At 66.5% G+C, this 26617-nt stretch carries 23 protein-coding genes; 10 read left to right on the forward strand and 13 right to left on the reverse strand.

The genetic code is table 11. The annotated features are described in order from the left end of the window. The first annotated feature begins 111 nt into the window (after positions 1–111). Positions 112–855 (forward strand): SDR family oxidoreductase, encoded by a 744-nt coding sequence (locus AC1RHV_RS30490; protein ID WP_119451801.1) that lies wholly within the window; start codon positions 112–114, stop codon positions 853–855. A gap of 346 nt (positions 856–1201) precedes the next feature. Continuing rightward, complete coding sequence (locus AC1RHV_RS30495; RefSeq protein WP_054459094.1) at positions 1202–2086, forward strand: crotonase/enoyl-CoA hydratase family protein; 885 nt, start codon at positions 1202–1204, stop codon at positions 2084–2086. Between the two features lie 24 nt (positions 2087–2110). On the opposite strand, the gene pdeR is transcribed toward AC1RHV_RS30495, so the two are convergent. Both pdeR and AC1RHV_RS30505 read right to left on the reverse strand, forming a co-directional pair. Next, the gene (gene pdeR, locus AC1RHV_RS30500; protein ID WP_192327218.1) at positions 2111–4108 is read right to left on the reverse strand and encodes a cyclic di-GMP phosphodiesterase; all 1998 of its coding nucleotides are present in this window, start codon (positions 4106–4108) and stop codon (positions 2111–2113) included. 287 nt (positions 4109–4395) lie between these two features. Next, the gene (locus tag AC1RHV_RS30505; protein ID WP_054459082.1) at positions 4396–5391 is read right to left on the reverse strand and encodes a Bug family tripartite tricarboxylate transporter substrate binding protein; all 996 of its coding nucleotides are present in this window, start codon (positions 5389–5391) and stop codon (positions 4396–4398) included. Between the two features lie 219 nt (positions 5392–5610). Between AC1RHV_RS30505 and AC1RHV_RS30510 the strand changes: the two genes are divergently transcribed. The 4 genes from AC1RHV_RS30510 to AC1RHV_RS30525 all read left to right on the forward strand — a co-directional run bounded on the left by AC1RHV_RS30510 (position 5611) and on the right by AC1RHV_RS30525 (position 10127). Continuing rightward, on the forward strand, positions 5611–7386 hold the full coding sequence (locus AC1RHV_RS30510; protein ID WP_492302641.1) for an IlvD/Edd family dehydratase: 1776 nt from the start codon (positions 5611–5613) through the stop codon (positions 7384–7386). A gap of 11 nt (positions 7387–7397) precedes the next feature. Further along, a complete protein-coding gene (locus AC1RHV_RS30515) occupies positions 7398–8081 on the forward strand; it encodes a GntR family transcriptional regulator (RefSeq protein ID WP_492302642.1) in 684 nt (227 codons plus the stop codon). Positions 8082–8203: 122 nt separating this feature from the next. Beyond that, positions 8204–9028 carry a class I SAM-dependent methyltransferase gene (locus tag AC1RHV_RS30520; protein ID WP_313388563.1) on the forward strand — a complete coding sequence of 275 codons (825 nt, stop codon included), beginning with the start codon at positions 8204–8206 and terminating at the stop codon, positions 9026–9028. 301 nt (positions 9029–9329) lie between these two features. Next, the gene (locus AC1RHV_RS30525) at positions 9330–10127 is read left to right on the forward strand and encodes a class I SAM-dependent methyltransferase (protein WP_492302644.1); all 798 of its coding nucleotides are present in this window, start codon (positions 9330–9332) and stop codon (positions 10125–10127) included. Positions 10128–10162: 35 nt separating this feature from the next. On the opposite strand, the gene AC1RHV_RS30530 is transcribed toward AC1RHV_RS30525, so the two are convergent. From AC1RHV_RS30530 to AC1RHV_RS30570, 9 genes are all read right to left on the reverse strand, one after another. Continuing rightward, positions 10163–11821, reverse strand: a complete 1659-nt coding sequence (locus AC1RHV_RS30530; protein WP_054459071.1) for a TRAP transporter large permease — start codon at positions 11819–11821, stop codon at positions 10163–10165. Between the two features lie 2 nt (positions 11822–11823). Then, entirely contained in the window at positions 11824–12450 is a 627-nt protein-coding gene (locus AC1RHV_RS30535; RefSeq protein ID WP_054459069.1) for a TRAP transporter small permease subunit, read from the reverse strand. 74 nt (positions 12451–12524) lie between these two features. Continuing rightward, a complete protein-coding gene (locus tag AC1RHV_RS30540) occupies positions 12525–13301 on the reverse strand; it encodes an ABC transporter permease (RefSeq protein WP_054459065.1) in 777 nt (258 codons plus the stop codon). Then, entirely contained in the window at positions 13298–14107 is an 810-nt protein-coding gene (locus AC1RHV_RS30545; RefSeq protein ID WP_054459062.1) for an ABC transporter ATP-binding protein, read from the reverse strand. The genes AC1RHV_RS30540 and AC1RHV_RS30545 overlap by 4 nt, the downstream gene beginning before the upstream one ends. Next, positions 14104–15129 (reverse strand): ABC transporter substrate-binding protein, encoded by a 1026-nt coding sequence (locus tag AC1RHV_RS30550; RefSeq protein WP_054459060.1) that lies wholly within the window; start codon positions 15127–15129, stop codon positions 14104–14106. Before AC1RHV_RS30550 ends, AC1RHV_RS30545 begins: the two co-directional genes overlap by 4 nt. Positions 15130–15193: 64 nt before the next feature. After that, positions 15194–16417 carry a xanthine dehydrogenase family Fe-S subunit gene (locus AC1RHV_RS30555; RefSeq protein ID WP_492302647.1) on the reverse strand — a complete coding sequence of 408 codons (1224 nt, stop codon included), beginning with the start codon at positions 16415–16417 and terminating at the stop codon, positions 15194–15196. Between the two features lie 5 nt (positions 16418–16422). Next, positions 16423–17250: an FAD binding domain-containing protein gene (locus tag AC1RHV_RS30560; RefSeq protein ID WP_119451809.1), complete on the reverse strand. Its 828-nt coding sequence runs from the start codon at positions 17248–17250 to the stop codon at positions 16423–16425. Then, the gene (locus AC1RHV_RS30565) at positions 17247–19649 is read right to left on the reverse strand and encodes a xanthine dehydrogenase family protein molybdopterin-binding subunit (protein WP_175163642.1); all 2403 of its coding nucleotides are present in this window, start codon (positions 19647–19649) and stop codon (positions 17247–17249) included. The genes AC1RHV_RS30560 and AC1RHV_RS30565 overlap by 4 nt, the downstream gene beginning before the upstream one ends. 184 nt (positions 19650–19833) lie before the next feature. Then, the gene (locus AC1RHV_RS30570) at positions 19834–20937 is read right to left on the reverse strand and encodes a TRAP transporter substrate-binding protein (RefSeq protein WP_054459047.1); all 1104 of its coding nucleotides are present in this window, start codon (positions 20935–20937) and stop codon (positions 19834–19836) included. Positions 20938–21340: 403 nt separating this feature from the next. On the opposite strand from AC1RHV_RS30570, the gene AC1RHV_RS30575 reads away from it, so the two are divergent. Genes AC1RHV_RS30575 through AC1RHV_RS30590 form a run of 4 tightly spaced genes read left to right on the forward strand, consistent with a single transcriptional unit; the run spans position 21341 to position 24820 of the window. Then, complete coding sequence (locus AC1RHV_RS30575) at positions 21341–21655, forward strand: non-heme iron oxygenase ferredoxin subunit (protein WP_492302650.1); 315 nt, start codon at positions 21341–21343, stop codon at positions 21653–21655. Between the two features lie 2 nt (positions 21656–21657). Then, a complete protein-coding gene (locus tag AC1RHV_RS30580) occupies positions 21658–22956 on the forward strand; it encodes an NAD(P)/FAD-dependent oxidoreductase (protein WP_492302652.1) in 1299 nt (432 codons plus the stop codon). 38 nt (positions 22957–22994) lie between these two features. Continuing rightward, entirely contained in the window at positions 22995–24284 is a 1290-nt protein-coding gene (locus AC1RHV_RS30585; protein WP_119451812.1) for an aromatic ring-hydroxylating dioxygenase subunit alpha, read from the forward strand. A 17-nt stretch (positions 24285–24301) separates the two neighbouring features. Further along, positions 24302–24820 (forward strand): aromatic-ring-hydroxylating dioxygenase subunit beta, encoded by a 519-nt coding sequence (locus AC1RHV_RS30590; protein WP_054459037.1) that lies wholly within the window; start codon positions 24302–24304, stop codon positions 24818–24820. A 77-nt stretch (positions 24821–24897) separates the two neighbouring features. Here AC1RHV_RS30590 and AC1RHV_RS30595 read toward each other — a convergent pair whose 3' ends face one another. Next, the gene (locus AC1RHV_RS30595; RefSeq protein WP_119451813.1) at positions 24898–25518 is read right to left on the reverse strand and encodes an N-carbamoylsarcosine amidohydrolase; all 621 of its coding nucleotides are present in this window, start codon (positions 25516–25518) and stop codon (positions 24898–24900) included. 30 nt (positions 25519–25548) lie between these two features. Continuing rightward, positions 25549–26598 carry a 2,5-dihydroxypyridine 5,6-dioxygenase NicX family protein gene (locus AC1RHV_RS30600; RefSeq protein WP_054459034.1) on the reverse strand — a complete coding sequence of 350 codons (1050 nt, stop codon included), beginning with the start codon at positions 26596–26598 and terminating at the stop codon, positions 25549–25551. Positions 26599–26617 lie beyond the last annotated feature (19 nt).

Genomic DNA, 26617 nt, shown 5'->3' on the forward strand with positions numbered 1-26617 from the left:
CACTTGCCCATTATTAATGCAGATGAAATTATGTTAGCGAATATAGAGTAATTATCTTTTTTCTGGAATAGTTCAAGATACGCCTCACCCCCATCCAACCGGAGATACGACATGAACACCCAGGCCACGCAACGCATCGCGCTCGTCACCGGCGGATCGCGCGGCATAGGCGCCGCCATCGTCCGCCGCCTGGCGCGCGACGGCCACGCCGTCGCCATCAACTACGCCTCCAGCGCCGCCGAGGCCGAGGCGCTTGCCGACGAAATCCGCGCCGCTGGCGGCCGCGCCCTGGCAGTGCGCGCCGACGTGTCCCGGGCGGACCAGGTGCGCGCCATGTTCGACCAGGTGGAAGCGGGACTGGGCCGCATCGACGTCCTGGTCAACAGCGCCGGCATCCTCAAGATGGTGCCGCTGGCCGAGACCAGCGACGAGCTCTACGAGCAGACCTTCGGCATCAACACCCGCGGCACCTTCAACACGCTGCGCGAAGCTGCCACGCGCTTGGCCGACGGCGGCAGCATCGTCAACGTGTCCAGCACCACCATCGCGCTCAACCTGCCGAACTACTCCGTCTACATCGCCAGCAAGGCAGCGGTGGAAAGCCTGACACAGGTGTTCGCCAAGGAATTGCGCGGCCGCCGTATCACGGTCAACGCGGTGGCGCCCGGCCCCGTCGCCACCGACCTCTTCCTGAACGGCAAGAGTCCCGAGCTGATCGAGCACTACGCCAAGATGCCGCCCCTCGAACGCCTGGGCCAGCCCGATGACATTGCCAACGTGGTGTCGTTCCTGGCAGGCCCCGAGGCAGGCTGGGTCAACGGCCAGATCCTGCGCGCCAACGGCGGCGTCGCCTGACCCGGCCCATCCCAGAACCGCAAAACGCAAGTCCGCGCGCGGCCGCTCGGCCGCGCCATCCCTCATCCCTACGCATGAGCGCGCAGCCTTTGGCGCGCGCGCGGCGCATCGCCCCGATAGCCGCGAATTTGCGTGTATCCCTCATCCGTTTTACCCATGCCCCCATCGCCTGATGGGTTGAGCGGTTGCGTCCGCTCATCGCGTTTCTCCGTTGATCACTCGGGCCTTTGACTTACGGACAAGTCTGGCCAGCTGGACGAGGTTTGCATGAGACGAGAGCCGGAAGGTCTGTATTAGGCTGATCCCGTAGTACTCCGACTCACCTTGATCAATTGGACGAAAGTAAATGAATCAACTCATTCATCCGGATTGCCACCCCTTCACCGCCGCAGGCAACCTGAAGCAGCTCTCGGCGTTCTACGAGGAGGGACGTCGGGTCATGTGGATGATGCTGCGCGCTCAACCGCGTCCGTGCTTCAACCATGAACTGATCGACGAGATCATGACTTTGGCGCGCGCCGCCAAGGACTCCGGCCTGCCCATCGATTTCTGGGTCACCGGCTCGCTCGTTCCTCAGATCTACAACGTGGGCGGCGATCTGAATTTCTTCGCGGAAGCCATACGCACCGGCAAGCGCGAAGCGCTGCGGGCGTACGCCCGGGCTTGCGTGGATTGCGTGCATGCCGCCACCCGCGGCTTCGACACCGGCGCGATCTCGCTGGCGATGATCGAAGGCACCGCCCTGGGCGGCGGCTTCGAGGCCGCGTTGGCGCACCACTTCGTGCTGGCGCAGAACACCGCCCGCATGGGCTTTCCTGAAATGGCGTTCAACCTCTTCCCTGGCATGGGCGGCTACTCGCTGGTGGCGCGGCGCTCGGGCATGAAGCTGGCCGAGGAACTGATAGGCACGGGCGAATCCCACACTGCCGAATGGTTCCATGGCCGCGGCCTGGTCGACGTGCTGTTCGAGCCGGGCGACGCCTACAAAGCCACCCGCACCTTCATCGACGTGATGCGGCCCAAGCTCAACGGCATGCGCGCCATGCTGCGCGCGCGCCAGCGCGTGCTGAGCTTGTCGCGCTCGGAGCTGATGGACATTACCGAAGATTGGGTCGAGGCCGCGTTCTCGATCGACCCGAAGGACCGCGCCTACATGGAACGCCTGGTGATGGCGCAGAACCGCCGCAGTTCTTCCAGCGCGGAGTCCGCGCTGGAAGCCACCATGCATTGATGCGGCAAGGCGCTGCCGGCTGCGTCAGGCAATGAGATGCAGCCGGCGGCGCTGAGCCAGCCAGGCGGTGAACTCCGCCGCCGGCATGGGCTTGGCGTACAGGTAGCCCTGTTTGGCGTCCACGCCCAGGGTGTCGACGAACACGGCCTCTTCGGTCGTTTCCACGCCCTCGGCGATCACCTTCAACTCCAGCGTGCGCGCCACCGCGACGATGGCGCGCGCCAGCGCCTGCGACACCGGGTTCTCGTTGACGCCGCGCACGAAGCTCGCGTCCAGCTTGATCGCGTCCAGCGGAATGCGGGCAAGCTGCGACAGCGAGGAATAGCCCGTGCCGAAGTCGTCCAGATGAACGCGCGCGCCCAGTTGCCGGAACTGCTTGATCAGTTCGATGGCGGCGCCTTCGTCGTCGATCAGGCAGCTTTCGGTCAGTTCGATGTCCAGCAGGCAGGGATCCAGACTGGCGTCGCCGATGGCGCGCATGAAGTCGCTGACCACGCCCTTGTCGTTCAACTGCCGCGCCGACACGTTGATGGCGATGCGGATGTTCAGGCCGTCGCGCTTCCAGGCCGCGGCCTGCCTGGCCGCTTCACGCATGACCCACACGCCCAGCGGCGAGATCAGGCCGGATTCCTCGGCATAGGGAATGAAGACGCTGGGGCCGACCATGCCGCGCTCCGGCGAGCGCCAGCGCACCAGGGCTTCGACCCCATCGACCTCGCCGTTGCGGCCGGCCAGCTTGGGCTGGTAGTACAGCATCAGATGGTCTTCGGCCAGCGCCTTGCGCAGATTGGTGTCCAGCCAGACGTAGTCCGCGTTGCGGCGGTCCATCTCGGGTTGGAATACGCGGTAGGTATGGCGTCCCGCTTCCTTCGCCACATACATGGCGATGTCGGCGCTGCGCACCACGCTGTCCAGGTCGGCGCCGTGGTCGGGATACATGGCGATGCCGATAGAGCAACTGGTGTAGACCTCGATCAGCCCCTGGCGGAAAGGCTCGCGCAGCCGTTCGATGATGCGCTGGGCGGTCGCCTCCAGTTCCCAGGTCTGCGCGGCCTCGTGCAGCACGATGAATTCGTCGCCGCCCAACCGCGCCAGGGTCTGGCCTTCGGAGAGGCAGGAGGAAATCGCGACCGCGACCGACTTCAACAGCCGATCGCCGAAGCCGTGGCCGTAGTGGTCGTTGATGCGCTTGAAATTGTCCAGGTCCAGGAACAGCACGCCGCCGCGCCCATCCTGGCCCGCCGCCAGCGCCGCCTTCAGCCGCGTGGTGATCGCGTGGCGGTTGGGCAGGTTGGTCAGCATGTCGGTGTTGGCCAGCACCCGCAGGCGCTCCTGCGCCTGGCGTTCCTCGGTGATGTCGGTGCCCGAGCAGATCAGGTAGACGCGCTTTTCGCCGCTGCCGCTGGTGACGAACTTGTTGCGGAACAGGAAGAGGCGCGGTCCCTTGACCGTATTGATGAGGCGCTCGGCCTCGTAGGATTGCCCGCGCTTGTAGAACTCGGCGATATTGCGGCGCGAGGCGATTGCCTCTTCGCGCGTCATGAACATCTCGAACACGCTGCGGCCGATGATGTCCTGCTCGCGCTTGCCGGTGTATTCCTCGCTGAGCTTGTTGAAGCGTTGCACCCGGCCGTTCTGGTCCACGATGACGATGACCGAGTTGGCCTCGGACACGACGGTCTCGGCGAAGGACAGGCCTTCGACCAGATCCTTGGCCACGGATTCGGTATCGGAATGGGCGGACGCGGTGCCGGCCCATTCGTTGGGATTGATCTTGCGGCCCACCAGATGGAGCCGGAGCATGTCGCCGTACAACGAGATGTCGATGCGCACGCTGGAAGTGATGCCCGTCAGGCTGCGTATCGTCTCGGCTTGTTCCGGGCGCAATGCCATTGCGATATTGGCTGCGCCCTTGACTGCTGCAAGTTCGAACGCGTCGCTATCGGCGGACAGACGCCAATACGGACTGTGCGTTCCGAAATGCGTGTACAGAATCGACTTTTCGTCCTGGTCGTCTGTCATTGTTATCCCCCTTCTGCCGTCCCGGGAAGGCCCGCAAACTACATTACGGCCTAGTCTATTCGGGGTCAACCACTGTATACAATCTCGCGAGGGTTTTATTGCGGTTTATTGCGTCCCCTTTGGCGGTTCATAGCGCAAAAGTTTGCATCCACCCTTTTTTCAGTGCGTATTCCCCAGTTTGCGCGCAAGCCTTGTTGCGTCTTTCACGAGCGCGCGCGCAAACAAAATCGCCGGAGGTTCCAGGCGGAACTTCCGGCGGGTGACGTATAGCCACAACTTTAGGGGTATTAATCCCCCTTCACGCCCGCGTCGTCGATGACTTTGGTCCAACGCGCCAGTTCGGCCGACACGCGGGCGCCGGCGTCGGCCGGCGTGGTCCAGGTGGCGATGGCGCCCTGGTTCAGCAGCGAGGCCTGGACCTCAGGCTTGGCCAGGATCTTCTTCAGTTCGCCATTCAAGCGCTGGATCACGGGCGCCGGAGTATTGGCGGGCGCCACGATGCCGAACATCGAACTGACCTCGAAATCCTTCAGGCCGGCTTCGGCCGCGGTCGGCACGTCCGGCAGCGCGTCCACGCGTTGCGCCGACGTCACCGCCAGCGCGCGCAGCTTGCCGGCCTTGATGTTGCCCTGTGCCGCGGGCACGGTCTCGATCATGCTGAGCACCTGCCCGCCCATCAGGTCGGTCATCGCCGGGCCGCTGCCCTTGTAGGGTACGTGCAGTACGTCCACGCCGGCGGTGCGCTTGAACATTTCGGCGGCCAGATGCTGCGGCGAGCCGTTGCCGGCCGAACCCATGGTGATGTACCCGGGCTTGGACTTGGCCAGCGCGATGAACTCGGCCAGCGTTTTCGCCTGCACCGACGGATTCACCACGAACACCAGCGGCACCGTGCCCACGATGGACACCGGCGCGAAGCTCTTCTCCACGTCATAGGTGACGCGGCCGCGGTACAAGGCGGCGTTGATGGAATGGCTGGTCAGCGCGCCCATCAGCAGCGTGTAGCCATCGGGCTGCGCCTTGGCGACCTGGTCGGCGCCGATGTTGCCGGCGGCGCCCGCCCGGTTCTCCACGATCACCGACTGGCCCAGCGCGCCGGTCAGCTCCTGCGCCAGCACGCGGCCGATGACGTCGGTCGCGCCTCCGGGCGGGTACGGCACGATCATGCGGATGGGCTTGTCGGGGTAGGCGTCGGCGGCCAGGGCGGGAGCGGACACGCCGGCGCACAAGGCCAGCAGGGAAAACAACACGGCGCGGCGCGGCCGCAGACGCAGGTCTGACATGTAGGTCTCCTGCCGGGATGGGTATAGGAATGAAACGGACGCCCGGCTCGTCAACCGCGCCAGTGTAGGTTCGACAACTTGATTGAAGAATCAGAATTTTTCTATCGACTGATCCATATGAAAGATCAATTGAAAGACGCCGACAAATCGCTTGCAGCCGTTTTCAAAGGCTGGCTATGATGCCGTCGTCGGATTATCAATAATATTATCGAGATCAAAATGAAGGACGAAACCAAGAACAACGCAGCTGCGCCCGGCCCTTTCAGCAGTGACGGCGCCAGCGCGCACGGCGTGGCCCGCGGGCTCACCAACTATGGCGACACCGGCTTTTCGCTGTTCCTGCGCAAGGCCTTCATCAAGGGCGCGGGTTTGACCGACGACGCCTTGTCGCGCCCCATCATCGGCATCGTCAATACGGGCAGCAGCTATAATCCCTGCCACGGCAACGCGCCGCAACTGATCGAAGCGGTCAAGCGCGGCGTCATGCTGGCCGGCGGCCTGCCCATGGACTTTCCCACCATTTCGGTGCACGAGAGCTTCTCCCAGCCCACCAGCATGTACCTGCGCAACCTCATGTCCATGGACACCGAGGAAATGATCCGCGCCCAGCCCATGGACGCGGTGGTGCTGATCGGCGGCTGCGACAAGACCGTGCCGGCCCAGCTGATGGGCGCGGCGTCCGCCGGCGTGCCCGCCATCCAGCTGGTCACGGGATCCATGCTGACCGGCTCGCACCGCGGCGAACGCGTGGGCGCCTGCACCGACTGCCGCCGCTACTGGGGCCGCTACCGCGCCGAAGAGATCGACGCGGCCGAGATCGCGGACGTGAACAACCAGCTGGTCGCCAGCGTGGGCACCTGTTCCGTGATGGGCACGGCCAGCACCATGGCCTGCATCACCGAAGCCCTGGGCATGATGGTGGCCGGCGGCGCGTCGGCCCCGGCCGTCACCGCCGACCGCGTGCGCGTCGCCGAGAAGACCGGCGCCACCGCCGTGGCCATGGCCGCCTCGCGCCTGACGCCTGAGCGCATCCTCACCGGCAAGTCCATCGAGAATGCCCTGCGCGTGCTGCTGGCCATCGGCGGCTCCACCAACGGCATCGTGCACCTGACGGCGATCGCCGGCCGCCTGGGCATAGACATCGACCTGGCCGGACTGGACCGCATCAGCCGCGAAACGCCCGTGCTGGTCGACCTGAAGCCCTCCGGTCAGCACTACATGGAAGACTTCCACCACGCCGGCGGCATGCCGGCGCTGCTGCGCGAGCTGCGCCCCTACCTGCACCTGGACGCGCTGACCGTGTCGGGCCGCACGCTGGGCGAGGAACTCGACGACGCCCCGCCCGCCTTCGCGCAGGACGTGATCCGCACGGCGGCCTCGCCCATCTACCCCGTGGGTGGGCTGGCCGTGCTGCGCGGCAACCTGGCCCCCGGCGGCGCCATCATCAAGCAATCCGCCGCCAACCCCAAGCTGATGGAGCACGAGGGCCGCGCGGTCGTGTTCGAGGACGCCGAAGACATGGCGCGGCGCATCGACGACGAGACGCTGGACGTCACCGCCGAAGACATCCTGGTGCTCAAGCGCATCGGCCCGACCGGCGCGCCCGGCATGCCCGAAGCCGGCTACATGCCCATCCCCAAGAAACTGGCGCGCGCCGGCGTGAAGGACATGGTGCGCATCTCCGACGGCCGCATGAGCGGCACCGCCGCCGGCACCATCGTGCTGCACGTCACGCCCGAAGCCGCCATCGGCGGCCCGCTGGCCTACGTGCAAAACGGCGACCGCATCCGCCTGTCGGTAGCCAACCGCGAGATCGCGCTGCTGGTGGACGACGCCGAACTGGCGCGCCGCGCCGCGGCCCAGCCCATCGTCCGCCCCGTCGCCGAACGCGGCTACCGCAAGCTGTTCCTGCAGACCGTGACCCAGGCCGACCAGGGCGTGGACTTCGACTTCCTGCGCGCCGGTGTCACGCGCGACACCGTGCCGAAGAAGTAGGCGGCAAATCCATGGACGCCCTCGCCCCCGACTCCGCGCAGGTACTGGCCCCGGACGCCGCGCAGGCCGCGGTCGCCATCCTGGAAGAAGACATCGTCTTCGGCCGGCTGCACCCGCGCCAGCGCCTGACCGAAGACGAACTCATGGCGCGCTTCGCGCTCAAGCGCCACGTGGTGCGCCAGGTCCTGGCCGACCTGGAGGCGCTGGGCGTGGTGGAAAAAAAGCGCAACATCGGCGCGGTCGTGCGCGCCTACGCGGTGCGCGAAGTCATGGAGCTGTACGCGCTGCGCCAGGTGCTGGAAGTGCATGCCGCCAGCCAGATCCCGCTGCCCGTGCCGCAGGCGCGGCTGGCGGCGCTGGTGGCCGTGCAGCGCGAACACGATGCGGCGGTAGCCGATGGCGACGCGCGCCGCGTGTTCCGCAGCAACCAGCGCTTTCATCGCGAGTTCTTCGGTTTGCTGGACAACGCGGTGCTGGGCCAGGCCATCGAGGAATACGCCCGCCGCACCCACCCCATCCGCTTCGGTTCGCTGGCCGCCGCCGGCTACCGCGAACGCGCCCGCCAGGAACACTGGGCCATGATCCACGCACTGCGGGATGGCGACCGGGAGGGGTTGATGGCGCTGTGCCGGGAGCACCTGCTGCCGTCGCGGGACGCTTATCTGGCGGCGGAACAGGCGCGGCTGGGGGCATGAGCCCACACCCGGCGCCGGTCGCCAGGCGACCGCGCCGCGCCTAAAATGGTGTTCCCAGCCGCAGGACGCGGCTGCGTTGAATCTGAAGACCGCCCCGCGCGGCCGCTTTGGAGTCGAACATCATGAACACTGCTCCTAGTGATCGTGTTTTCTCCGGATCCATCCCGCAGTTCTACCAGCGGTACATGGTTCCTCTCGTCTTCCAGCCCTATGCCGCAGACATCGCCGCGCGAACGGCGGCGCTGCATCCTGCGGCAGTGCTGGAGATCGCCGCAGGCACAGGCGTAGTGACGCGCCAACTCGCGGAGCAGTTGTCCGCCGGCGCGGCCATCGTCGCCACCGATCTGAACCCGGCCATGCTGGAACAAGCCCAGACGCTGGGCGCAAGCCGCGCCATCACCTGGCGCCAGGCCGACGCCCTGCAACTGCCTTTTGAGGACCAGGCCTTCGATGCCGTGGTGTGCCAGTTCGGCTACATGTTCCTGCCGGACAAGGCTGCGGCCTACGCCGAAGCGCGCCGGGTCTTGCGGCCGGGCGGCGCCTTCCTGTTCAACGTCTGGGACCGCATCGAGGACAACGCGTTTGCCGATACGGTGGAACAGGCCCTGGCGCGGCTGTTCCCCGGTGATCCTCCCAGGTTCATGAGCCGGATTCCGCATGGTTATTACGACGCGGCCGTCATCAGAGCCGACCTGGCCCGCGCCGGATTCACCGGCCGCCAGACGCTGGAAACCATTGCATTCGAAAGCCGCGCCGACACGCCGCAGACGGCTGCAATCGCCTATTGCCAGGGCACGCCGCTGCGCAACGAGATCGAGGCCCGCGGCGCGGACATGCTGGGGCAGGCGGTCCATGCCGCGACCGATGCGCTGCGTGCGCGCTACGGCGCTGGGCCCATCGCAGGAAAGATCCAGGCGCATGTGATCACGGCGCCGCGCGGCGCATAGCTGCGCGACGGCCGCCCGATGAACCGGCGGCGGGCGGCCGTTTGTCCCGCCGCGCCGTCCCGGCTAAGCTTGCAACCTTCTCCCCTTCCACCGGAGCACTCAGAGTGAACAAGTAAATGCCGGGATGCCCACGCATCTTGCCCCCCTCGCTGCCTGGCGCGCGAGCCGCATTGCTTGTTCGATTCTGATGTCTTGCAGGACCTGGCCCCTATCGGCGCGCCGCGTCCTGCTCCCTTCAGGCACAGGCTCGCGGATCGCGTGTCCATCGGCAGTTTTCCCCTTTTGACAGAAGGAAAACGCAATGCCTGCGACTGACACCATCGATATCTATGAACACAACCGCGCCGCCTGGGACCTCCAGGCCGCGCAGCAATGCGCCTGGTCGCAACCGGTCGGCCCCGAAACGATCGACGCCGCGCGCCGCGGAGACTGGCAGGTGCACGTCACGCCGCGCGCCCTGCCCGCGGAATGGCTGCCGGCGATGTATCCGGTTCCGCGCATCCTGTGCCTGGCCTCCGCCGGCGGCCAACAGGCGCCCGTGCTGGCCGCGGCCGGCGCGGACGTGACCGTGTTCGACGCTTCGCCGCTGCAACTGGCCCAGGACGACATGGTCGCGCGCCGCGACAGCCTGGCGCTCGCAACCGTGCAGGGAGACATGCGGGATCTCTCGGCATTCGCCGACGCGTCCTTCGACTGCATCGTGCATCCGATCTCCAACCTGTACGTGCCCGACGTGCGGCCTGTTTGGCGGGAGTGCTTCAGGGTGCTGAAGCATGGCGGCAGGCTGCTCAGCAGCTTCTACAACCCCGTCGTGTTCGTCGGCGACCGCGCGCCGGAACTGGCCGAGCAGGGCCTGATCCGGCCGCGCTTCCGGCTGCCCTACTCGGACCTGCGAGACCTGAGCGCATCGGAACTGGCGGAAAAGCAGGGCCGGGGCGACGCGCTGGTGTTCGGGCACAGCCTGGACGAACAGATCGGCGGCCAGCTGGAAGCCGGGTTCCTGCTGAAGGGGTTTTATGAAGATGAACAGCCCCAGCCGCGCTTCCTGATCGACCGCTTCCTGCCGACGTTCCTGGCCACATACGCAGTCAAGCCCTAAAGATCAAGGGGCGTCCCCTGGACGCCCCTGCCACCTTACTTGAACGGATTGGCGTCCGCGCCGTAGGCGCTGCCCCCGTAGCCGCTGCCCCCGACCTCCAGCGAGACCGAACTCGGGTCGACCACCGCAGCCGTCCCCTTGTAGTGCATCACCATGCCCGGGAAGGCCATCACCGCGGCCACCATCAGCAGCTGGATCACGATGAACGGCACCGAGCCCCAGTAGATCTGCCCCGTCGTGACCGGCTCGATCATCTTGCCCGTGACCCGGTCCTTGTAGCGGTCCCGTGGCGCCACCGACCGCAGGTAGAACAGCGCGAATCCGAACGGCGGATGCATGAACGAGGTCTGCATGTTGACGGCCAGGATCACGCCGAACCAGATCAGGTCGATGCCCAGCTTGTCGGCCACCGGCCCCAGCAGCGGCACGATGATGAACGCCAGTTCGAAGAAGTCCAGGAAGAATGCCAGCACGAAGGTCAGGATGCTGACCACGATCAGGAAGCCCCACTGTCCGCCCGGCAGGCCGGTCAGCAGATGCTCGACCCACAGGTCGCCGTTGACGGCGCGGAAGGTCAGGCCGAACACGGTGGAACCCACCAGGATGAACACGACGAAGCAAGACAGCTTGGTAGTCGTGTCCATGGCCTGCTTGAGCAGGTCCAGCGACAGGCGGCGGCGCGCCACCGCCATCAGGATGGCGCCCACCGCGCCCATGGCGCCGCCTTCGGTCGGCGTGGCCACGCCGATGAAGATGGTGCCCAGCACCAGGAAGATCAGCGCCAGCGGCGGGATCATCACGAAGGTCACGCGCTCGGCCAGGGCCGACAGCAGGCCCAGGCCCAGCGCCTTGTTGACCAGCGCGATGACGAAGGCGGTTGCGCCCCAGAATAGCAGCGCCACCACGATGCGCTCATCCATCGGCGCGGTGTGGTTCTCGACCCAGCGGCCCAGAAAGTATGCCGACACGGCGGAAATCGTCATCAGCACCAGCAGCGAACGTCCGCCGCGTCCGCCGTTCGGCTCCTGGAAGCGGCGAGCCTCTTCCGGCAGCGCGGGCGCCGAATCCGGCTTCAGCAGGCTCATGATGACGACATAGACGATGTACAGGCCGGCCAGGATGAAGCCCGGCACCATGGCGGCGCGGTAGATGTCGCCGATGGAACGTCCAAGCTGGTCCGCCAGGATGATGAGCACGAGCGAAGGCGGAATGATCTGCGACAAGGTGCCGGACGCGGCGATCACGCCGCTGGCCAGCTTGCGGTCATAGCCGTTGCGCAACATGATCGGCAGCGATATCAAGCCCATGGAAATGACCGACGCCGACACCACGCCCGTGGTCGCGGCCAGCATCGCGCCCACGAACACCACCGCGATGGCCAGGCCGCCGCGGATCGAGCCGAACAGCTGGCCTATGGTCTCCAACAGGTCCTCGGCCATGCCGGATCGCTCCAGTACCAGGCCCATCAGCGTGAAGAACGGCACCGCCAGCAGCGTGTCGTTGGAAATGATGCCGAACACCCGCTGCGGCAGCGCCTGGAACAGCGAGGAGTTGAGCAGGCCCAGCTCCATGCCGACCAGGCCGAACAGGATGCCGTTGGCCGCCAGCGCGAACGCCACCGGAAAGCCCAACAGTAGAAAGATGATCAGCGTCGCGAACATGATCGGCGCCAGATTGGCAATGAGAAACTCCATGATCAGCGACCCTTGTTGTTCAGTTCGTTCTGCGCGGCCGCCTCGCGCGCTTGCGCTTCGCGGGCGATTTCCTCGGCCAGTTCTTCTTCCGCGCTCTTGGCTCCCTCGCGTTCGCGCGGATCGCGGCAACGTCCCATCAGGAAGCCCACGCACTTGATCAGGTGCGACAGCCCGGCCAGCACCAGCAGCGCGAAGCCCACCGGAATCAGCAGCTTCACCGGCCAGCGGATCAGTCCGCCCGAATTGGAGGAATATTCGTTGCTGAGGTACGAATCCATGAACACCGGCCAGGACAGGTACATGATCAGCAGGCAGGCCGGCATCAGGAAGAACAGCACGCCGAAGATCTCGATCCCGATCTGCGCGCGGCGCGACAGCCGCGACGCAATGATGTCCACCCTGACGTGGTCGTTCTTCAGCAGGGTGTAGCCTGCGGTCAGCAGGAACATGGCGCCGAACATGTACCACTGCAGCTCCAGCCAGGCGTTGGAGCTGTCGTGGAATATCTTGCGCATGATGGCGTTGCCGGCGCTGACCAGCACAACCAGCAGCGTGACCCAGGACACGGCCCGGCCCATGCGTAGATTGATCGCGTCTATGCCACGCGACAAGGCGAGTAGTGCTTGCATCTGTTTTCCCCAGAATCGTTTCTAATCACGCACCTGCCCCACATTCAGCCCGTGGTGCCCCGGGCTTGAACCCATCAATCGTCTTCGCGGTGGTGCCGCAGCCAGGGCGTCAGGCGCCGTTCCAGCCACACCAGCAAGGCAAACAGCAGCATGCCCATCAGGGCCAGCACGAAGATCGCGGCGAACACCCGCACCGTGTCGAAGGTGCCCTGGGCACTCATGATCACGTAGCCCAAACCGCGCTGCGAGGACACGAACTCGCCCACGATGGCGCCCACCAGCGCCAGCGAAATCGAGACCTTCATGCCCGCCAGGATCGAAGGCAACGCGCTGGGCAGCCGCACCTTGAAGAAGAAATCGCGCCGCGAACCCTTCAGCACGCGCCCCAGGTCCAGCACGTCCTGCGGCACCGAGCGCAGGCCATGGACGGTGTCCACGATCATCGCGAACACGGCGATCAGGAAGGCGATGGCGATCTTGGGTTCCGCGCCCGTGCCCATCCAGATCACGAACAGCGGCGCGATGGCGACCTTGGGCACGCTGTTCAGCGCCACGATCAGGGGATAGATGAAGCGTTCGAACCAGCGCGACCCCACCAGCATGACGGCAATCGCCACCCCGGCCACCACTGCCAGCGCAAAGCCCGCCAGCGTGGTCATCAGCGTGTAGGCGGCGTGGCCGGCATACCAGCTCCATTCCGCGGCCAGCTCCAGCGCCACCTGGCCGGGCAGCGGCAGCATGATGGCGCGCACATGGAAAATCCGCGCGGCGGCTTCCCACAGCAGCAGGAAGACCAGCACCGACACCAGCCCGGCCATGCGCCGGCCCGCCCCTTTCAAGAGCGCGCTCATTGGACGGACTCCAGTCCGGACGCGGCGCGCGCGCCCTCATCTATCAGGCCCATGCTCTGGAACATGCCGCGGATGTGCCGCACGTATTCGCCGAATTGCGGCGTCTCGCGCAACGCCAGCGGCCGGGGCCGCGGCAGGTCGATTTCTATGGTTTCGAGGATCCGGCCCGGGCGCGGCGAGAACACCATCACCACGTCGCCCAGGAATACCGCCTCGGCGATGCCGTGCGTCACGAACAACACCGTGTTGCGCGTTTCCATCCAGATCCGCTGCAGCTCGACGTTCATCTGGTCGCGCGTCAGCGCGTCCAGCGCGCCGAACGGTTCGTCCATGAGCAGCAGCTTCGGATCGTCCACCAGCGCCCGGCAGATGGCGGCGCGCTGCCGCATGCCGCCGGACAGTTCGCGCGGATAGCTTTCGGCAAACTTTTCCAGCCCGGTCAGGGCCAGCAGCGCGCGCACCTTGTCGGCATAGGCGGCCACCGGCTTGTGCGCAAACTCCACCGGCAGCAGGATGTTGCGGCGCACGTTGCGCCACTCCAGCAGCGCGTCGCGCTGGAACACCATGCCCATGCCGTCCGGCGGTCCCTGCACGGGCACGCCCTCCACCCGCAGCTCGCCGCTGGAAACGGTCTCCAGCCCGGCCACGCAACGCAGAAAGGTGCTCTTGCCGCAGCCGCTGGGTCCCAGGATGCTGACGAAGCGGCCGCGCGGCACATCGACCGACACCGACGCCAGCGCTTCCACCCCCGCCGCGCCGGGGTAGCGCTTGCGCACGTCCGTTGCGGACACGGCCCACTGCGTCATGGTTGCACCAGGCTGTCGTAGCGTTCCGGATGCACCAGGTCGGGCGCATAGAACGTGGCGGGCTGCGCGCCGGCGCTGATCAGCCCGACCGTCGACAAGGTGGCGACGGCCTGCGTCCAGTCCTGCGGCACGATGGCGCCCAGCCGCGCGCCCGCCGCCGGCTGGCCGAAATACGGCTGCAAGGCGTCGATCTGCCCGCGCAGCACCTTCTTGTCCAACCGGGCCTGCGGCCGCTGCGCCAGGATGGCGGCGACCGCCTCGTCCTGGTGACCGGCGTAGATGTACTCCCAGGCCCGCGCGCTGACGCTCGCAAAGCGCGCGATGGCGTCGCGCCGCTGCGCCAGCTTGGACTCATTGGCGAACAGGCCGAAACTGGGCATGTTCAGGCCGAAATCGGCGAAGCGCACCGCGCTGGACGGGCGATTCTGCGACACCACGGGCAGGAAGAACGGAATGGTGGAGAATGCCGCGTCGGCCCGCCCCACGGCATAGGTCGACGCCTTGCTGGCGGCGTCCACGTTGATCAGTTCCAGGTCGCTCTTCTTGAGCTTGCCCGCGGCCAGGAAGGCATCGATGAACGGCGCTTCCAAGGAGCCCGCCGTATAGGCCACCTTCTTGCCCTTGAGCTGCGCCGGGCCGGTGATGCCGGCATCGGACGGCACCAGCAGCCCGATGTCGCTCTGCCTGGCGAACACAGCCACGGCCTTGACCGGCATGCCTTTCTCGCGGGCGATCATGGCCGAGGCCAGGGCGGCATGCCCCAGATCGAAGCTGTCGCCGGCGCCAACGATCTGCACCGTCGTCACGGATCCATTGCCGTCCTCCAGCGTCACGTCCAGGCCGGCCTGCTTGTACCAGCCCTTCTGCTGCGCCAGATGGAATGCGCCGTGCACGCCCCAGGGCGTCCAATCCAGCCGCACCTTCAAAGGCTCCAAAGCCTGGGACCAGGCGGGCGCGCTGAGCGCGACAGCAGCCAGGCCCAACAACGCGTTGCGCCAGTTTCTTGCGAATACCGCGAGCATGATTTTCCCCGTTATGTGCCGACACAGCGCGGCCGCGCCCCGCGGCCGCTGGTACCCCGCGTGTTCAGCCGCCGCGGCCGAACCACCGCTTGATGCGCGCCCACAGCACGCTGAAGAACATGGCTGTGGGATTGAAGCTGGCCTGGACCGGCGCCTCACCCGCGGCAGCGGGTCGGCGCAGTCTGGCCGTGACGTTGTTGCCGAAGTCCGCGATCATGCGGCGCACGAAGTCCTGCACCAGGCCCGAACGCGAAAACTGCGCCAGCGGCCCCTGCAGCGAATACAGCAGGTTCACGTGGACCTGCGTCTCGTTGGCCGACAGCGCCTCCAGGCGATACGTGATGTCGCCGTTGGCGCGCGACTGGCTGAGCGAGTCCTGCCCCGCGCCGCGAAACACCGCCTGCATGGCCGCGTCGTCGCGTTCCAGGCGGGCCGCGCCATTGAAGGCGGCGGACATGGGGCCGAACTTGATCGCGATCTTGCCCTTGACCCGGTCGCCCTCGTGCTCCTCGATCGAGGCGCCCGGCAGGCAGCTGGCCAGGGCCGGCAGATCCACCATGAATGCCCAGACCTCCGCAGCCGGGAAAGGCACCGTGAAGCCGCCGTCGATCTGGCTGCCCCGGCCTTCCTTCTTGCCTTCTTTCTTGCCGGTCGGGGCGGAGGCCGGAGCGGCCGCAGCAGCAGCCGCGCTTGCGGCAGGCTGGCTGGCCGCCGCCGGCGTGAATCCCGCGAATGCCACTGGCTTTTCCGCCGCAGGCGCGGCGCCGCGCCCCTGCGCCTGGGCGGCGCGCAGCGCCTCCACCGCAGGGTCGGGCTGTTCCCGAAGTTCGGCCAGCACCGACATGACCGCGGCGACGATACCCATGTAGCCGGTGCAGCGGCACAGATTGCCGGACAGCTCCACACGCACCCGGCCTTCGTCCGCATCCGGCAGGCGCAGCACGATATCGCGCGAGGTCGCCAACATGCCCGGGGTGCAATAGCCGCATTGCAGGGCGTGGTGTTTGGTAAAGGCGGCGCGCAGCCGCTGCATCACCGGATCGGCGTCATAGCCCTCTATGGTGGTCACCTGCCGGCCTTCGCAGGCCACCGCGAACGAGATACAGGAGCGCACCGGCGCGCCATCCACCAGCACCGTGCAGGCGCCGCAGACGCCGTGCTCGCAGCCAAGATGGGTGCCGGTCAGGCGCGCCTGATCCCGCAGGAAATCCCCCAGATGCATGCGCGCGGGCGCCTCGTGCGATACGCGCTTGCCGTTTACTTCCAATGTCACCTGAACCATGCTCATTCCTGTCAACCCAAGGCCTGCGCCAGGCAGCGCGTCACCGCGGTCCCGTGCAGCTTGCGATGGTGTTCATCCTTGTCCTGCATGACGCCGGCCAGCTCGCTGGCCAGCAGCGCTTCATCCAGGCCCGCCAGCCCCTGCTGCGCGATGCGCGCGGCCAGTTGGGGCAGCAATCTGGGCGCGCCGTCCAGGGCCCCCACCGCGATGCGCGCCGTCTTCGAGGACGGATCGAACCACGCGGCGCAGCTGGCCTCGGCGAACTCGCCGGTCTTGCGGCAGAACTTGTAGTAGCCCCAGCGCGCCTGCGGCCCGGCTTCCGGGATGTGCACGGCGGCGATCAGCTCGTCTTCGCGCAGCCCGGTGGTATAGGCGCCCTGCATGTAGTCTTCCGCCGGCAGCATGCGCACGCCGTCCGGCCCCGCGATCTCCAGCGTCGCGCCCAGGCCGACCACGGTCAGCACCCAGTCGGCCGCCGGATCGGCATGCGCCAGGCTGCCGCCCAGCGTGCCGCGGTTGCGGATGGCGCGATAGGCGATGCCCGGCGCCACCTGCTGCATGGGCGTGCCGCGCAGCAGTTCGTGCACGCCGTCCTCGATCTCGGCATGGGTCACGGCCGCGCCGACGCGCAGCTTGCCATTCTGGCGCGACACCGTGCGCAGTTCGGACAGGCCGGAAATGTCGATGACGACGGGCGGACGCGCCAGGCGCAGATTCAACATGGGGCCCAGCGATTGGCCGCCAGCCATGAGCTTGGCGCGGCCCTCGTGCCCGCGCAGCGCCCGCAAAGCGTCCTGCAGGGTGTCCGGGCGGGAGTATTCGAATGCAGCGGCCTTCATGCCGTCACCTCCGTGGCGACGGTTGCGGTCTTGCGGCTGCCCTGAGCGATGGCGGCCAACACCCGGGTTGGAGACAGCGGCGTGCGCAGCAGTTCGACTGCGCCCAATGGCCGCAGCGCGTCGTTGACCGCGTTGAACAGCACCGCCGGCGGCGCGATGGCGCCGCCCTCGCCCATGCCCTTGGCGCCGAACTCCGTATGCGGCGACGGCGTCTCGAAGTGGTGCAGGCGCATGTTCGGAACCTCGGTGGCGCCTGGCAGCATGTAGTCCGCCAGGGTCGAGGCCAGCGGCTGGCCGTTGTCGTCGTAAGGTGTTTCCTCGTAGAACGCGGTGCCTATGCCCTGGGCCACGCCGCCTATGGTCTGGCCTTCGACCACCATGGGATTGATCATGGTCCCGCAGTCCTCCACCACCACATAATCCAGAATTTCCACGCCGCCCGTGCCCGGGTCCACCGCCACCACCGCCGCATGGGTCGCATAGGTGAAACAGCCGGTGTCGACCTTGGGCTTGTAGCCCACGGTGACTTCCAGGCCAGCGGCGTCCACGTCGGGCGGCAACAATTGCGGCCGCAAGTACCAGGCGTCGGCCACGTCCTTGACCGACACCGACTTGCCGCCGGCTTCCAGCCGGTCGCCGTTCCAGGTCACACTGGCGGGATCGGCCTGCAGCAGATGCGCGCCGATATGCGTGAGCCGCGGCAGCAGGCGTTTGCAGGCCTGCGACACGGCGCCGCCGGACATCACCAGCGAACGCGAGGCGTAGGTGCCGGTGGAGAACGGCGTCTGACCGGTGTCGCCATGCAGCAGCTTGATGCTGGCCACGTCCACGCCCAGGATTTCATTGGCGATCTGGGCGAAGGTGGTCTCCATGCCCTGCCCGTGCGAATGCACGCCGACCCGCAGTTCCAGCCCGCCGTCCGGCGTGACCCGCGCGGTGGCTTGGTCAAAGCCCGGTATCACGGGCGTGCCCCAGGCCGCGAACACCGAGGTGCCGTGCGCGGCCTGTTCGGTGTACGTCGCCAGCCCCACGCCAATGAGGCGGCCGTCGGCCTCGCCCTGGCGCTGGCGTTCGCGGATCGCGTCCACCCCTATCATGTCCATGGCCTGTTGCAGGCTGGCGGGATAATCGCCGCTGTCCAGGTGCTTGCCGGTGACGTTGACGTAGGGCATCTGCTCGCCCTGCACCAGGTTTTCCTGGCGGATTTCCCAAGGCTCGCGTCCGACCTCGCGGGCGATCGCGTCCATCGTCAATTCCATGGCGAAGCACACGCCCGTGCGCGCCACGCCGCGATACGGCACGAAGCCCGGCTTGTTGGTGGCCACCGCCCGCGTCACGCAGCGATAGCCCTTGAATGCATACGGTCCCGGCAGGTTGCCGATGGCCTGGCCCGGTTCCAGGCCGATGGTGAACGGCCAGACCGAATAGGCCCCGCCGTCGATGGTGATCTTGGCGTCCAACGCCAGCAGCTTGCCGCGGCGATCCGCGTAGGCCACCATTTCATAATGGTGCTCGCGCGAATTGGCGCCCGCGGTCAGGTGTTCGCGGCGGTCTTCGATGAAGCGGAACGGCTTCTTGAAGGTCTTGGCCAGCCAGGCTACGCACAGCTCTTCCTGCTGCAGCACGCACTTGTAGCCGAAGGCGCCGCCCACGTCCGGCGACACCACCCGCACCCGGCCCTGCTCCAGGTCCAGGCACTGGGCCAGCACGCTGCGGATCATATGGGGCACCTGGGTCGCGCTGACCACCACCAGCTGGTCGGCCTGGTGGTCCCAGTAGGCCAGCACCGCCTTGCCTTCCATCGGCACCATGCATTGCCGCGACAGGTCGATCTTGCGGCGCACGACCACGTCCGCCTGCGCTGCCAGCTCATCGAACTGCTTGTCGACATTGAGGGTGACGAAGACGTTGTCGCGCCACTGCTCGTGCACGAAATCGCCCTGGGCCGCCTGGGCGCTGACGACGTCCGCATACACCGGCAGGTCGTCGTAGTCGACCTCGATCATCTCGGCGTAGTCCTCGGCTTCGGCGCGGGTCGGCGCGAACACCATGGCCACGGGCTCGCCCACGAAGCGCACCTTGCCCGAGGCCAGCGGCGGCTGGGCCGACACCTGGTAGCTGGGCAAGGTGGAATCCGCCACGATGTCGCGCGCATCGGCCATGGCCTGGCGCACAAACGCCTTGTCCGCGATCTGCTCGGCCACGCGCACCGAAGCGATGCGCGCATGCGCCAGCGGACTGCGCAGGAAGGCCACCTCGCAGAGACCGGGCATGGCCATGTCGGCCACGAAATTGCCCTTGCCGTGCAGATGGCGCGCGTCCTCCTTGCGCGGCACCCGCGCGCCCACTCCCTGCGGCTTGCCTGGCCGGCCGTGCGTATCGGCGTTTGCTGTCGTCATGACTACCCTTTATCTCCTGTTAGTGTCCTGTCCCGTAGATGCGCCCGCCTGGCGAAATTCCTCCACGAGCATCGGGCTAGGCGCAAACCGCAGCGATACCCGAAGGTATCGCGAGGATTTGCAACGACGCCCTGACGTTCATGGGGGGATTTCGTGCGGGCGTATCTGCGGGGCAGGACACTGGTTACTTGGCCTGGGCCTTCGCCACGGCGGCGAAGGTGTAGTTGTCCAGCGGGCTTTCAGCCACACGGAACCAAGCCGCCTGCTCGGCCTGGAATTTCTTCCAATCGGGGAAGATGGCGGCGAAGTCCGGGTTCTTGGCCGAGAGTTCGGCCCACAGTTCCTGCGAGGCGTTGTACGCCGCGTCCATCACTTCCTTGGGAAAGAAACTGACCTTGGCGCCGCCGGCGATCAGCTTGCGCAGCGCCAGCGGATTGCGCGCATCGTAGTTGGCCAGCATGCGCATGGTCTGCTCGCCGGCCGCCGCCTCGAACGCTGCCTGGTAGGCCGGCGGCAGGGCTTCCCATGCCTTGTCGTGCACCATGCTGGTAATCGAGGCGCTGCCTTCGAACCAGCCCGGCGAGTAGTAGTACGGCGCCACCTTGTTGAAGCCCAGCTTCTCGTCGTCGTAGGGGCCGATCCATTCGGCCGCGTCGATGGTGCCCTTTTCCAGCGCGGGATAGATGTCGCCCGGCGGGATCTGCTGCGGCACCGCGCCCAGCTTGGACAGCACCATGCCGCCGATGCCGCCGATACGCATGTTCAGGCCCTTCAGGTCGGCGACCGACTTGATTTCCTTGCGGTACCAGCCGCCCATCTGCACGCCCACGTTGCCACAGACGTGATTGACGATGTTGTACTTCTTATAGAGCGCGCGCAGCATTTTCAAGCCGCCGCCGTAGGCGATCCACGCGTTGTGCTGGCGCGCGCTCAGCCCGAAGGACAGGCCGGTGTCGAACGTCAGCGCCGTGTTCTTGCCAATGTAGGCCGTGCTCAGCACGTGGTTGCATTCCACCGTGCCATTGCTGACCGCGTCCATGTTCTGCGCCGCGGGCACCAGTTCGCCGCCAGGAAAGGCGCGGATCTCGAACTTGCCGTCGGTCAGCTGCGCCACGCGTTTGCAGAGTTCTTCGGCCGAGCCGTAGATGGTGTCCAGGCTTTTGGGCCAGCTGGTGGACATGCGCCAGCGCACCGATGGCGCGGATTGCGCGACGGCGGGCATGCCCACGGTGGCGAGGCCCGCGCCGGCCGCGCCGGCGGCTTGTGCGAGGAAACGGCGTCGTTGCATTCATTGCTCCCGATCTAGTTCGATTGAGTCCCCTTGGACCCGCCTCAACTCATGCCAACGCCACTCGCGTACATCCGAAAAAAACGTTAGCACACTGAATTGTTGATCAGCATACTGACAGTAATTTTGAGTGTCAACAAGGTAAATCCCCACTGCCGACACCCGCGAAACGCCTGGGTTTGCACTCATTCCGGCGGATTTTTTTCAAGGGCCCGAGGGCTATTTGCGGGTACTCCTTACATATAGCGGGCGGCGGCGATTGCGCGCCGCGAACGCCGTGCATAATAGGCCCCCGCCGCCGCCCTTCGACCCGCCGCTTGTCGGGGAAATCCCTAGCTCCTGACTTGTTTTTTTAGGCAGTACACTGACGACAATTACTCAGCATACTGACGAGCGAGTTGATATGAACTGGATCCGCATTGCTTCTACCGACCAACTGACCGAAGACGACGAGGTGATCCCCGTCGTCGCCGGCGAAAAACAGCTTGCGCTGTATCGCGTCGAAGGCGAATTCCACGCCTCCGACAATGTCTGTACCCACGCCTACGCGCTGCTGTCCGACGGCTATCTGGAAGACGGCTGCATCGAATGCCCGCTGCACCAGGCCAAATTCGACATCCGCACCGGCCAGGCCATGTGCGCGCCAGCGACCACCGGCATCCGCATCTATCCGGTCAAGGTCGAAGGCCAGGACATCTATGCCAACCTGCAAGGCTGACCATGGCTGACGCAGACCCGATCCTCATCATCGGCGCCGGCCAGACCGGCGCGATGGCGGCGGCCACGCTGCGCGGCCTGGGCCACGCAGGCCCCATCACGCTGATCGGCCAGGAAACGCACGCGCCCTACGAGCGCCCGCCCCTGTCCAAGGACGTGCTGCAAAGCCCCGGCGCGCACGGCCAGACGGCGGTGCATCCACAGGACTTCTATGAACAGCAAGGGGTCACGCTGCTGACCGGCATGGAGGCCTTGCAGATCGACGCTGCCAACCGTCTGGTCGAACTGGCCGACGGCCGCAGCCTCCCCTATAGCCGCTGTCTGCTTGCCACCGGCGGGCGCGCGCGCGAACTGCCCAGCCTGCCCCGCGGCACGCCGGGCGTGCATTACATCCGGACGCTGGACGACGCCGTGGCGCTACGCGCCGGTCTCACGCCGCAGGCGCGCGTGGCCGTCATCGGCGGCGGCTTCCTGGGCCTGGAGGTGGCGTCCACCGCGCGCGCCCTGGGGGCCGCGGTCACCGTGCTGGAAAGCGCGCCCCGCCTGCTGGAACGCGTGCTGCCCGCGGCCCTGTCGGATTGGCTGGCCGAACGCGCCCGCCACGCCGGCGTGGACCTGCGCCTGGACGCGCGCATCGCGCGCACCGACTGGCAGCCCCATGCGGATGCCGCTGCCCGGCATCAGGCGCGCTTCACGATAGAACTGCAGGACGCGCCCTCCATCGAGGCCGACGTCGTGGTGGTGGCCATCGGCCTGGTGCCCGACGTATCGTTGGCCGCGCAAGCCGGCCTGGCGCTGGATCCCGCCAATGGCGGCATCGCGGTGGACGCCGCCTGCCGCAGCAGCGACCCATATTTATATGCAGCGGGCGATTGCGCCAGCCAGCACCGGCGTCACCTGAACATGGCGCTGCGGCTGGAGTCCTGGCAGAACGCCAACGAACAGGCGCGCGCGGCCGCGGCCGGCATGCTGGGCCAGCCCGCGCCGGCCGAGCCCTATCCGTGGTTCTGGACGGACCAATACGGCTGCAACGTGCAGATGCTGGGCCTGCCCCAGCCGGACCTGGTCTATGCCTGCCGCGGCGTGCCCCAGGCGCAGGCCGAGGCGCCCAAGTTCATCTGGCTGGGCCACCGCGACGGCGTGCCGGTGCACGCCATCGCCATCAACGCCGGCGGCGATCTGCGCCAGCTGCGCGTGCTGTTCGAACAAGGCATCGCCATCGATCCCGAGCGCTATGCCGACGAGACCGTGGCGCTCAAGCCGCTGGTGAAAGCCTGCCAGCAAAACGCCGCCGCGTCCTGACCCCACCATTACCGCCCCCGCATCGACAGGAGCTTTTCATGTATCAATCGCAAACCGTCATCGGCCTTACGATGGCGTCCAAGGACACCGCCCTGGCCGACTGTGTCTGGCCGGAAGACGCGCTGCACTACATCCCCGACTGGGTCTACACCAGCCGCGCCGTCTACGACCAGGAAGTGGAAAAGATCTTCCACGGCAAGACCTGGAACTACGTGGCCCTGGAAGCCGAGCTGCCGAACCCGGGCGACTACAAGCGGTCTTATGTGGGGCCGACCCCGGTGGTGGTGTCGCGCGCCGAAGACGGCTCGGTCAATGTGTTCGAGAACCGCTGCGCCCACCGCGGCGCGGAGTTCTGCCGCCACAGCCAGGGCAACGCCAAGGAATTCGTCTGCCCCTACCACCAGTGGTCCTACGACCTGAAGGGCAATCTGCAGGGCATCCCCTTCAAGCGCGGCGTGAACCGCGAGGGCGGCATGCCCAAGGACTTCAAGAACGAAGACCACGGCCTGCGCAAGCTGCGCGTCACCACGCGCAACGGCGTCATCTTCGCGTCCTACAGCGATGAGGTCGAACCCATCGAGGAATACCTGACACCCGAAATCCTGGCCGATTTCGACACCGTCTTCCCGGGCAAGAAGCTCAAGATCCACGGTTACTACCGCAACGAGCTGCCGTGCAACTGGAAGATGTATCACGAGAACCTGAAGGATCCGTACCACGCAACCCTGCTGCATTCGTTCCTGGTGGTGTTCGGGCTGCTGGTGGCGGGCAACAAGTCCGCCATGCTGGTCGATCCGGTGCATGGCCGCCATGGCACCATGGCCTCGGCCAAGAGCGAGGACAAGTACGCCAACGTCAGCGAAGAGAACAAGAAGGAAATGCGCTCCTTCCACGACGGCCTGCACCTGCAGGACGACCGCTTCCTGGAGTTCGTCAAGGAATTCGACTCGCCCTGGTCGGTCACCATGCAGACCGTCTGGCCCAACCTGATCGTGCAACGTGAAATGAACACGCTGGGCGTGCGCCAGATCGTGCCCAACGGGCCCGACAGCATGATCATGCAATGGACCATGTTCGGCTACGAGGACGACACGCCCGAGATGGAGCGCCATCGTCTGCGCCAGGGCAACCTGATGGGGCCGGCCGGCTTCCTCGGCCTGGAAGACAACGAAGCCATGAAGTTCGTGCAGGAAGGCGTGCGCCGCGCCAGCACCGACGTCAACGTGCTGAAGCTGGAGTCCGGCAAGCAAGGCACCTCCAACACGCTGATCTCGGAAGCCGCGATCCGCTCCATGTACAGCTATTACCGCAGCGTGATGGGCTTCTGAGGCAGGAACCAGGAAACATGAGAACCCGATTCGAATACTCCCCCCGCAAGATCGATCCCGCGCGCGCCATCGCGCTGCGACTGGAGATCGAGGAATTCCACGCCGACTACTGCGCCGCCCTGGACGCGGGCCAGGTCGAGGCCTGGCCAGACTTCTTCACCGAGGACGGCCTGTACCGCGTCACCGCGCGCGAGAACGCCGAACTGGGCCTGCCCGTCGGCCTGGTGTACTCCGAAGGCCGCGCCATGATGCATGACCGCGCCGTGGCCATTTCTCGCACCCAGATGTTCGCCCCGCGCTACATGCTGCATCTGGTCAGCAACACCCGCGTCATCAGCGAATCCGCGGATGGCGAAATCGAGTCCCAGGCGGCATTCATGCTGATGCAGACGCTGGTGGAAGGTCCCACCACCCTGCACCTGGCCGGCACCTACTACGACCGCTACACGCGGCAGGACGGCGTGCTCAAGCTGAAGGAACGGCAGGTGGTGTATGACACCACCATCCTGGCCAACGACCTGGTCTATCCCGTCTAGAACGCGGAAGGGCAATGTAAAAAAAGGGTTGCGCCCCGTGGCGCAACCCTTTTTTTGTGCCGGTCTGCGGCGCCAGCTCAGGCCTGCGTAGCGCGCATGGCTTCGTCCCGCGTCAACACGGTGGCGTACTTCTGCTGCATGTCGAAGAGGTTGGCGTCATGCGGGCCGATGGCGCGGTCGCCCACGCAATCCGACACCACCAGCGGCCGGAAGCCGTACTGCATGGCGTCCACCACGCTGGCCCGCACGCAGCCGCTGGTGACCGCGCCCGCCACCAGCAGCGTCTGCACGCCGCGTTGCGACAGCCAGGCCGCCAGGCTGGTGCCGAAGAACGCCGAAGGCACCGTCTTGCGCACCACCAGTTCGCCGGCCGCGGGCGCAAGCTGCGGCACGATGGCGCTGTTGTGGTCCGCTTCCTTCAGGGTCAGCATGCCCGGCACCTTCAAGGTGAAGATGTTGTGGTCCGCGTCGTCGTCGGCGAACACGATGCGGCTGTGCGCCACCGGCCAGCCCTGCTTGCGCGCATGCGCCAGCAGGCCTACGGTCTGCTCGATGGCCTGGGGGATGTTGCCGCCGCCGAACACAGCCGGATCGGCAAAGCCGTTGACCAGGTCCACGATCAGCAGGCCATAGGGCGCCTTGGGCGCCATCGCCGTGCCGAAACCCTGGCGCGCGTAGGCCGAGATATCGTCATTCATGTAGGGAACTCCTAGTACGGTGATTGCGTGCTAAGCCTGGAGGCCGGCACCGTCCAGCACCTTGCCCTGGCGCACCACGTCCTCCCCGTCCAGCCGCACCGTGCAGGCGCGCAGGGGGATGTCGATGTGGCAGGTGGTGGTCCGGTTGCCGCCGGCCTCGTTGTTGGGACCCAGCGAGAACAGGAAATTGCCCTCGTAGGCGCGCGCGTCCATGCCTATGGTGGCCTCGCGGTCGTACAGCCCCAGCGTGGTCCAGTGCGCGCGCGGTTGCAGGCCCCAGCCTATGTGCGAAATCGCGTAGGCTTCCGGGTCCTTGAACGAGGCCACGTACTCGCGCAGCAGTTCCGCGTCCACGCCGCCGTCGATGCGCGTGGCGTAGCCGTTCTCGACCGTCAGCTCGATGGCCGAGCGCACGTAGAGCTTCTGCGGCAGCAGGATGTCGCCGACGTCGATCACGATCTTGCCGTTGGCGCCGCCTTCGTTCGGCCAGGTCAGCACGAAGCCGCTGGGCCAATGGTCCCAGCGCCCGGGTTCGTCGACGAAGCCGTATTCGCTGATGGCCGGGAACTCGCCCAGCGGGCAGCGCAGGTCCGTACCCGCCTCGGATACCACGCTCATCTCGCGCGCCGCGCCGATGCGCGCGGCGGCCGCCTTGACCCGCGCACGGTCGGCCTCGGTCGGCACCAGCCGCGCCAGCACTTCCGGCGGCTCCACCGCCAGCAGGATCTTGGTGCCAGTCGCCAGGATCTCGTGCTGTTCCGGAGAGAACAGCAGCGTCATCAGGTCCAGTACCAGGTCGCTTTCCTTCAAGGCCGCAATGGCGGCCTTGTTGCCGGTCAGCGGCGTGGTGCCCAGGTAGGCCAGCGAGTCCCGGCTCAGCGCCCGCTCGCCATTGACGGGCGGCAGGTCCAGGCGGTTCACGATGGCGCCCATGGCCTGCGTCGCGATCAGCGCCGTCGCCAGGGTTTGCGGATGGGTGGCCGCGCTGGTCAGCACCGTGACGGTCTGCCCCGCTTGCAGCTTGGACAGGGTCAGCACCTGCTGCCAGGCCTTCACCATTTCATAGTCGCTTATAGGCATGATGCCCTCCTTGCTTGAC

The organism is Achromobacter sp. GW823-FHT04E03, from assembly GCF_058796095.1.

Excerpts from the sequence above, each read along its gene's own strand:
- AC1RHV_RS30590 (WP_054459037.1), top strand. The coding sequence starts at position 24,302 with ATGAGAACCCGATTCGAATACTCCCCCCGCAAGATCGATCCCGCGCGC.
- AC1RHV_RS30575 (WP_492302650.1), top strand. The coding sequence starts at position 21,341 with ATGAACTGGATCCGCATTGCTTCTACCGACCAACTGACCGAAGACGAC.
- AC1RHV_RS30540 (WP_054459065.1), bottom strand. The coding sequence starts at position 13,301 with ATGAGCGCGCTCTTGAAAGGGGCGGGCCGGCGCATGGCCGGGCTGGTG.
- AC1RHV_RS30595 (WP_119451813.1), bottom strand. The coding sequence starts at position 25,518 with ATGAATGACGATATCTCGGCCTACGCGCGCCAGGGTTTCGGCACGGCG.
- AC1RHV_RS30520 (WP_313388563.1), top strand. The coding sequence starts at position 8,204 with ATGAACACTGCTCCTAGTGATCGTGTTTTCTCCGGATCCATCCCGCAG.
- AC1RHV_RS30565 (WP_175163642.1), bottom strand. The coding sequence starts at position 19,649 with ATGACGACAGCAAACGCCGATACGCACGGCCGGCCAGGCAAGCCGCAG.
- AC1RHV_RS30495 (WP_054459094.1), top strand. The coding sequence starts at position 1,202 with ATGAATCAACTCATTCATCCGGATTGCCACCCCTTCACCGCCGCAGGC.
- AC1RHV_RS30580 (WP_492302652.1), top strand. The coding sequence starts at position 21,658 with ATGGCTGACGCAGACCCGATCCTCATCATCGGCGCCGGCCAGACCGGC.
- AC1RHV_RS30515 (WP_492302642.1), top strand. The coding sequence starts at position 7,398 with ATGGACGCCCTCGCCCCCGACTCCGCGCAGGTACTGGCCCCGGACGCC.
- AC1RHV_RS30555 (WP_492302647.1), bottom strand. The coding sequence starts at position 16,417 with ATGAGCATGGTTCAGGTGACATTGGAAGTAAACGGCAAGCGCGTATCG.
- AC1RHV_RS30570 (WP_054459047.1), bottom strand. The coding sequence starts at position 20,937 with ATGCAACGACGCCGTTTCCTCGCACAAGCCGCCGGCGCGGCCGGCGCG.
- AC1RHV_RS30535 (WP_054459069.1), bottom strand. The coding sequence starts at position 12,450 with ATGCAAGCACTACTCGCCTTGTCGCGTGGCATAGACGCGATCAATCTA.
- AC1RHV_RS30545 (WP_054459062.1), bottom strand. The coding sequence starts at position 14,107 with ATGACGCAGTGGGCCGTGTCCGCAACGGACGTGCGCAAGCGCTACCCC.
- AC1RHV_RS30510 (WP_492302641.1), top strand. The coding sequence starts at position 5,611 with ATGAAGGACGAAACCAAGAACAACGCAGCTGCGCCCGGCCCTTTCAGC.
- AC1RHV_RS30530 (WP_054459071.1), bottom strand. The coding sequence starts at position 11,821 with ATGGAGTTTCTCATTGCCAATCTGGCGCCGATCATGTTCGCGACGCTG.
- AC1RHV_RS30525 (WP_492302644.1), top strand. The coding sequence starts at position 9,330 with ATGCCTGCGACTGACACCATCGATATCTATGAACACAACCGCGCCGCC.
- AC1RHV_RS30585 (WP_119451812.1), top strand. The coding sequence starts at position 22,995 with ATGTATCAATCGCAAACCGTCATCGGCCTTACGATGGCGTCCAAGGAC.
- AC1RHV_RS30560 (WP_119451809.1), bottom strand. The coding sequence starts at position 17,250 with ATGAAGGCCGCTGCATTCGAATACTCCCGCCCGGACACCCTGCAGGAC.
- AC1RHV_RS30490 (WP_119451801.1), top strand. The coding sequence starts at position 112 with ATGAACACCCAGGCCACGCAACGCATCGCGCTCGTCACCGGCGGATCG.
- pdeR (WP_192327218.1), bottom strand. The coding sequence starts at position 4,108 with ATGACAGACGACCAGGACGAAAAGTCGATTCTGTACACGCATTTCGGA.
- AC1RHV_RS30505 (WP_054459082.1), bottom strand. The coding sequence starts at position 5,391 with ATGTCAGACCTGCGTCTGCGGCCGCGCCGCGCCGTGTTGTTTTCCCTG.
- AC1RHV_RS30550 (WP_054459060.1), bottom strand. The coding sequence starts at position 15,129 with ATGCTCGCGGTATTCGCAAGAAACTGGCGCAACGCGTTGTTGGGCCTG.
- AC1RHV_RS30600 (WP_054459034.1), bottom strand. The coding sequence starts at position 26,598 with ATGCCTATAAGCGACTATGAAATGGTGAAGGCCTGGCAGCAGGTGCTG.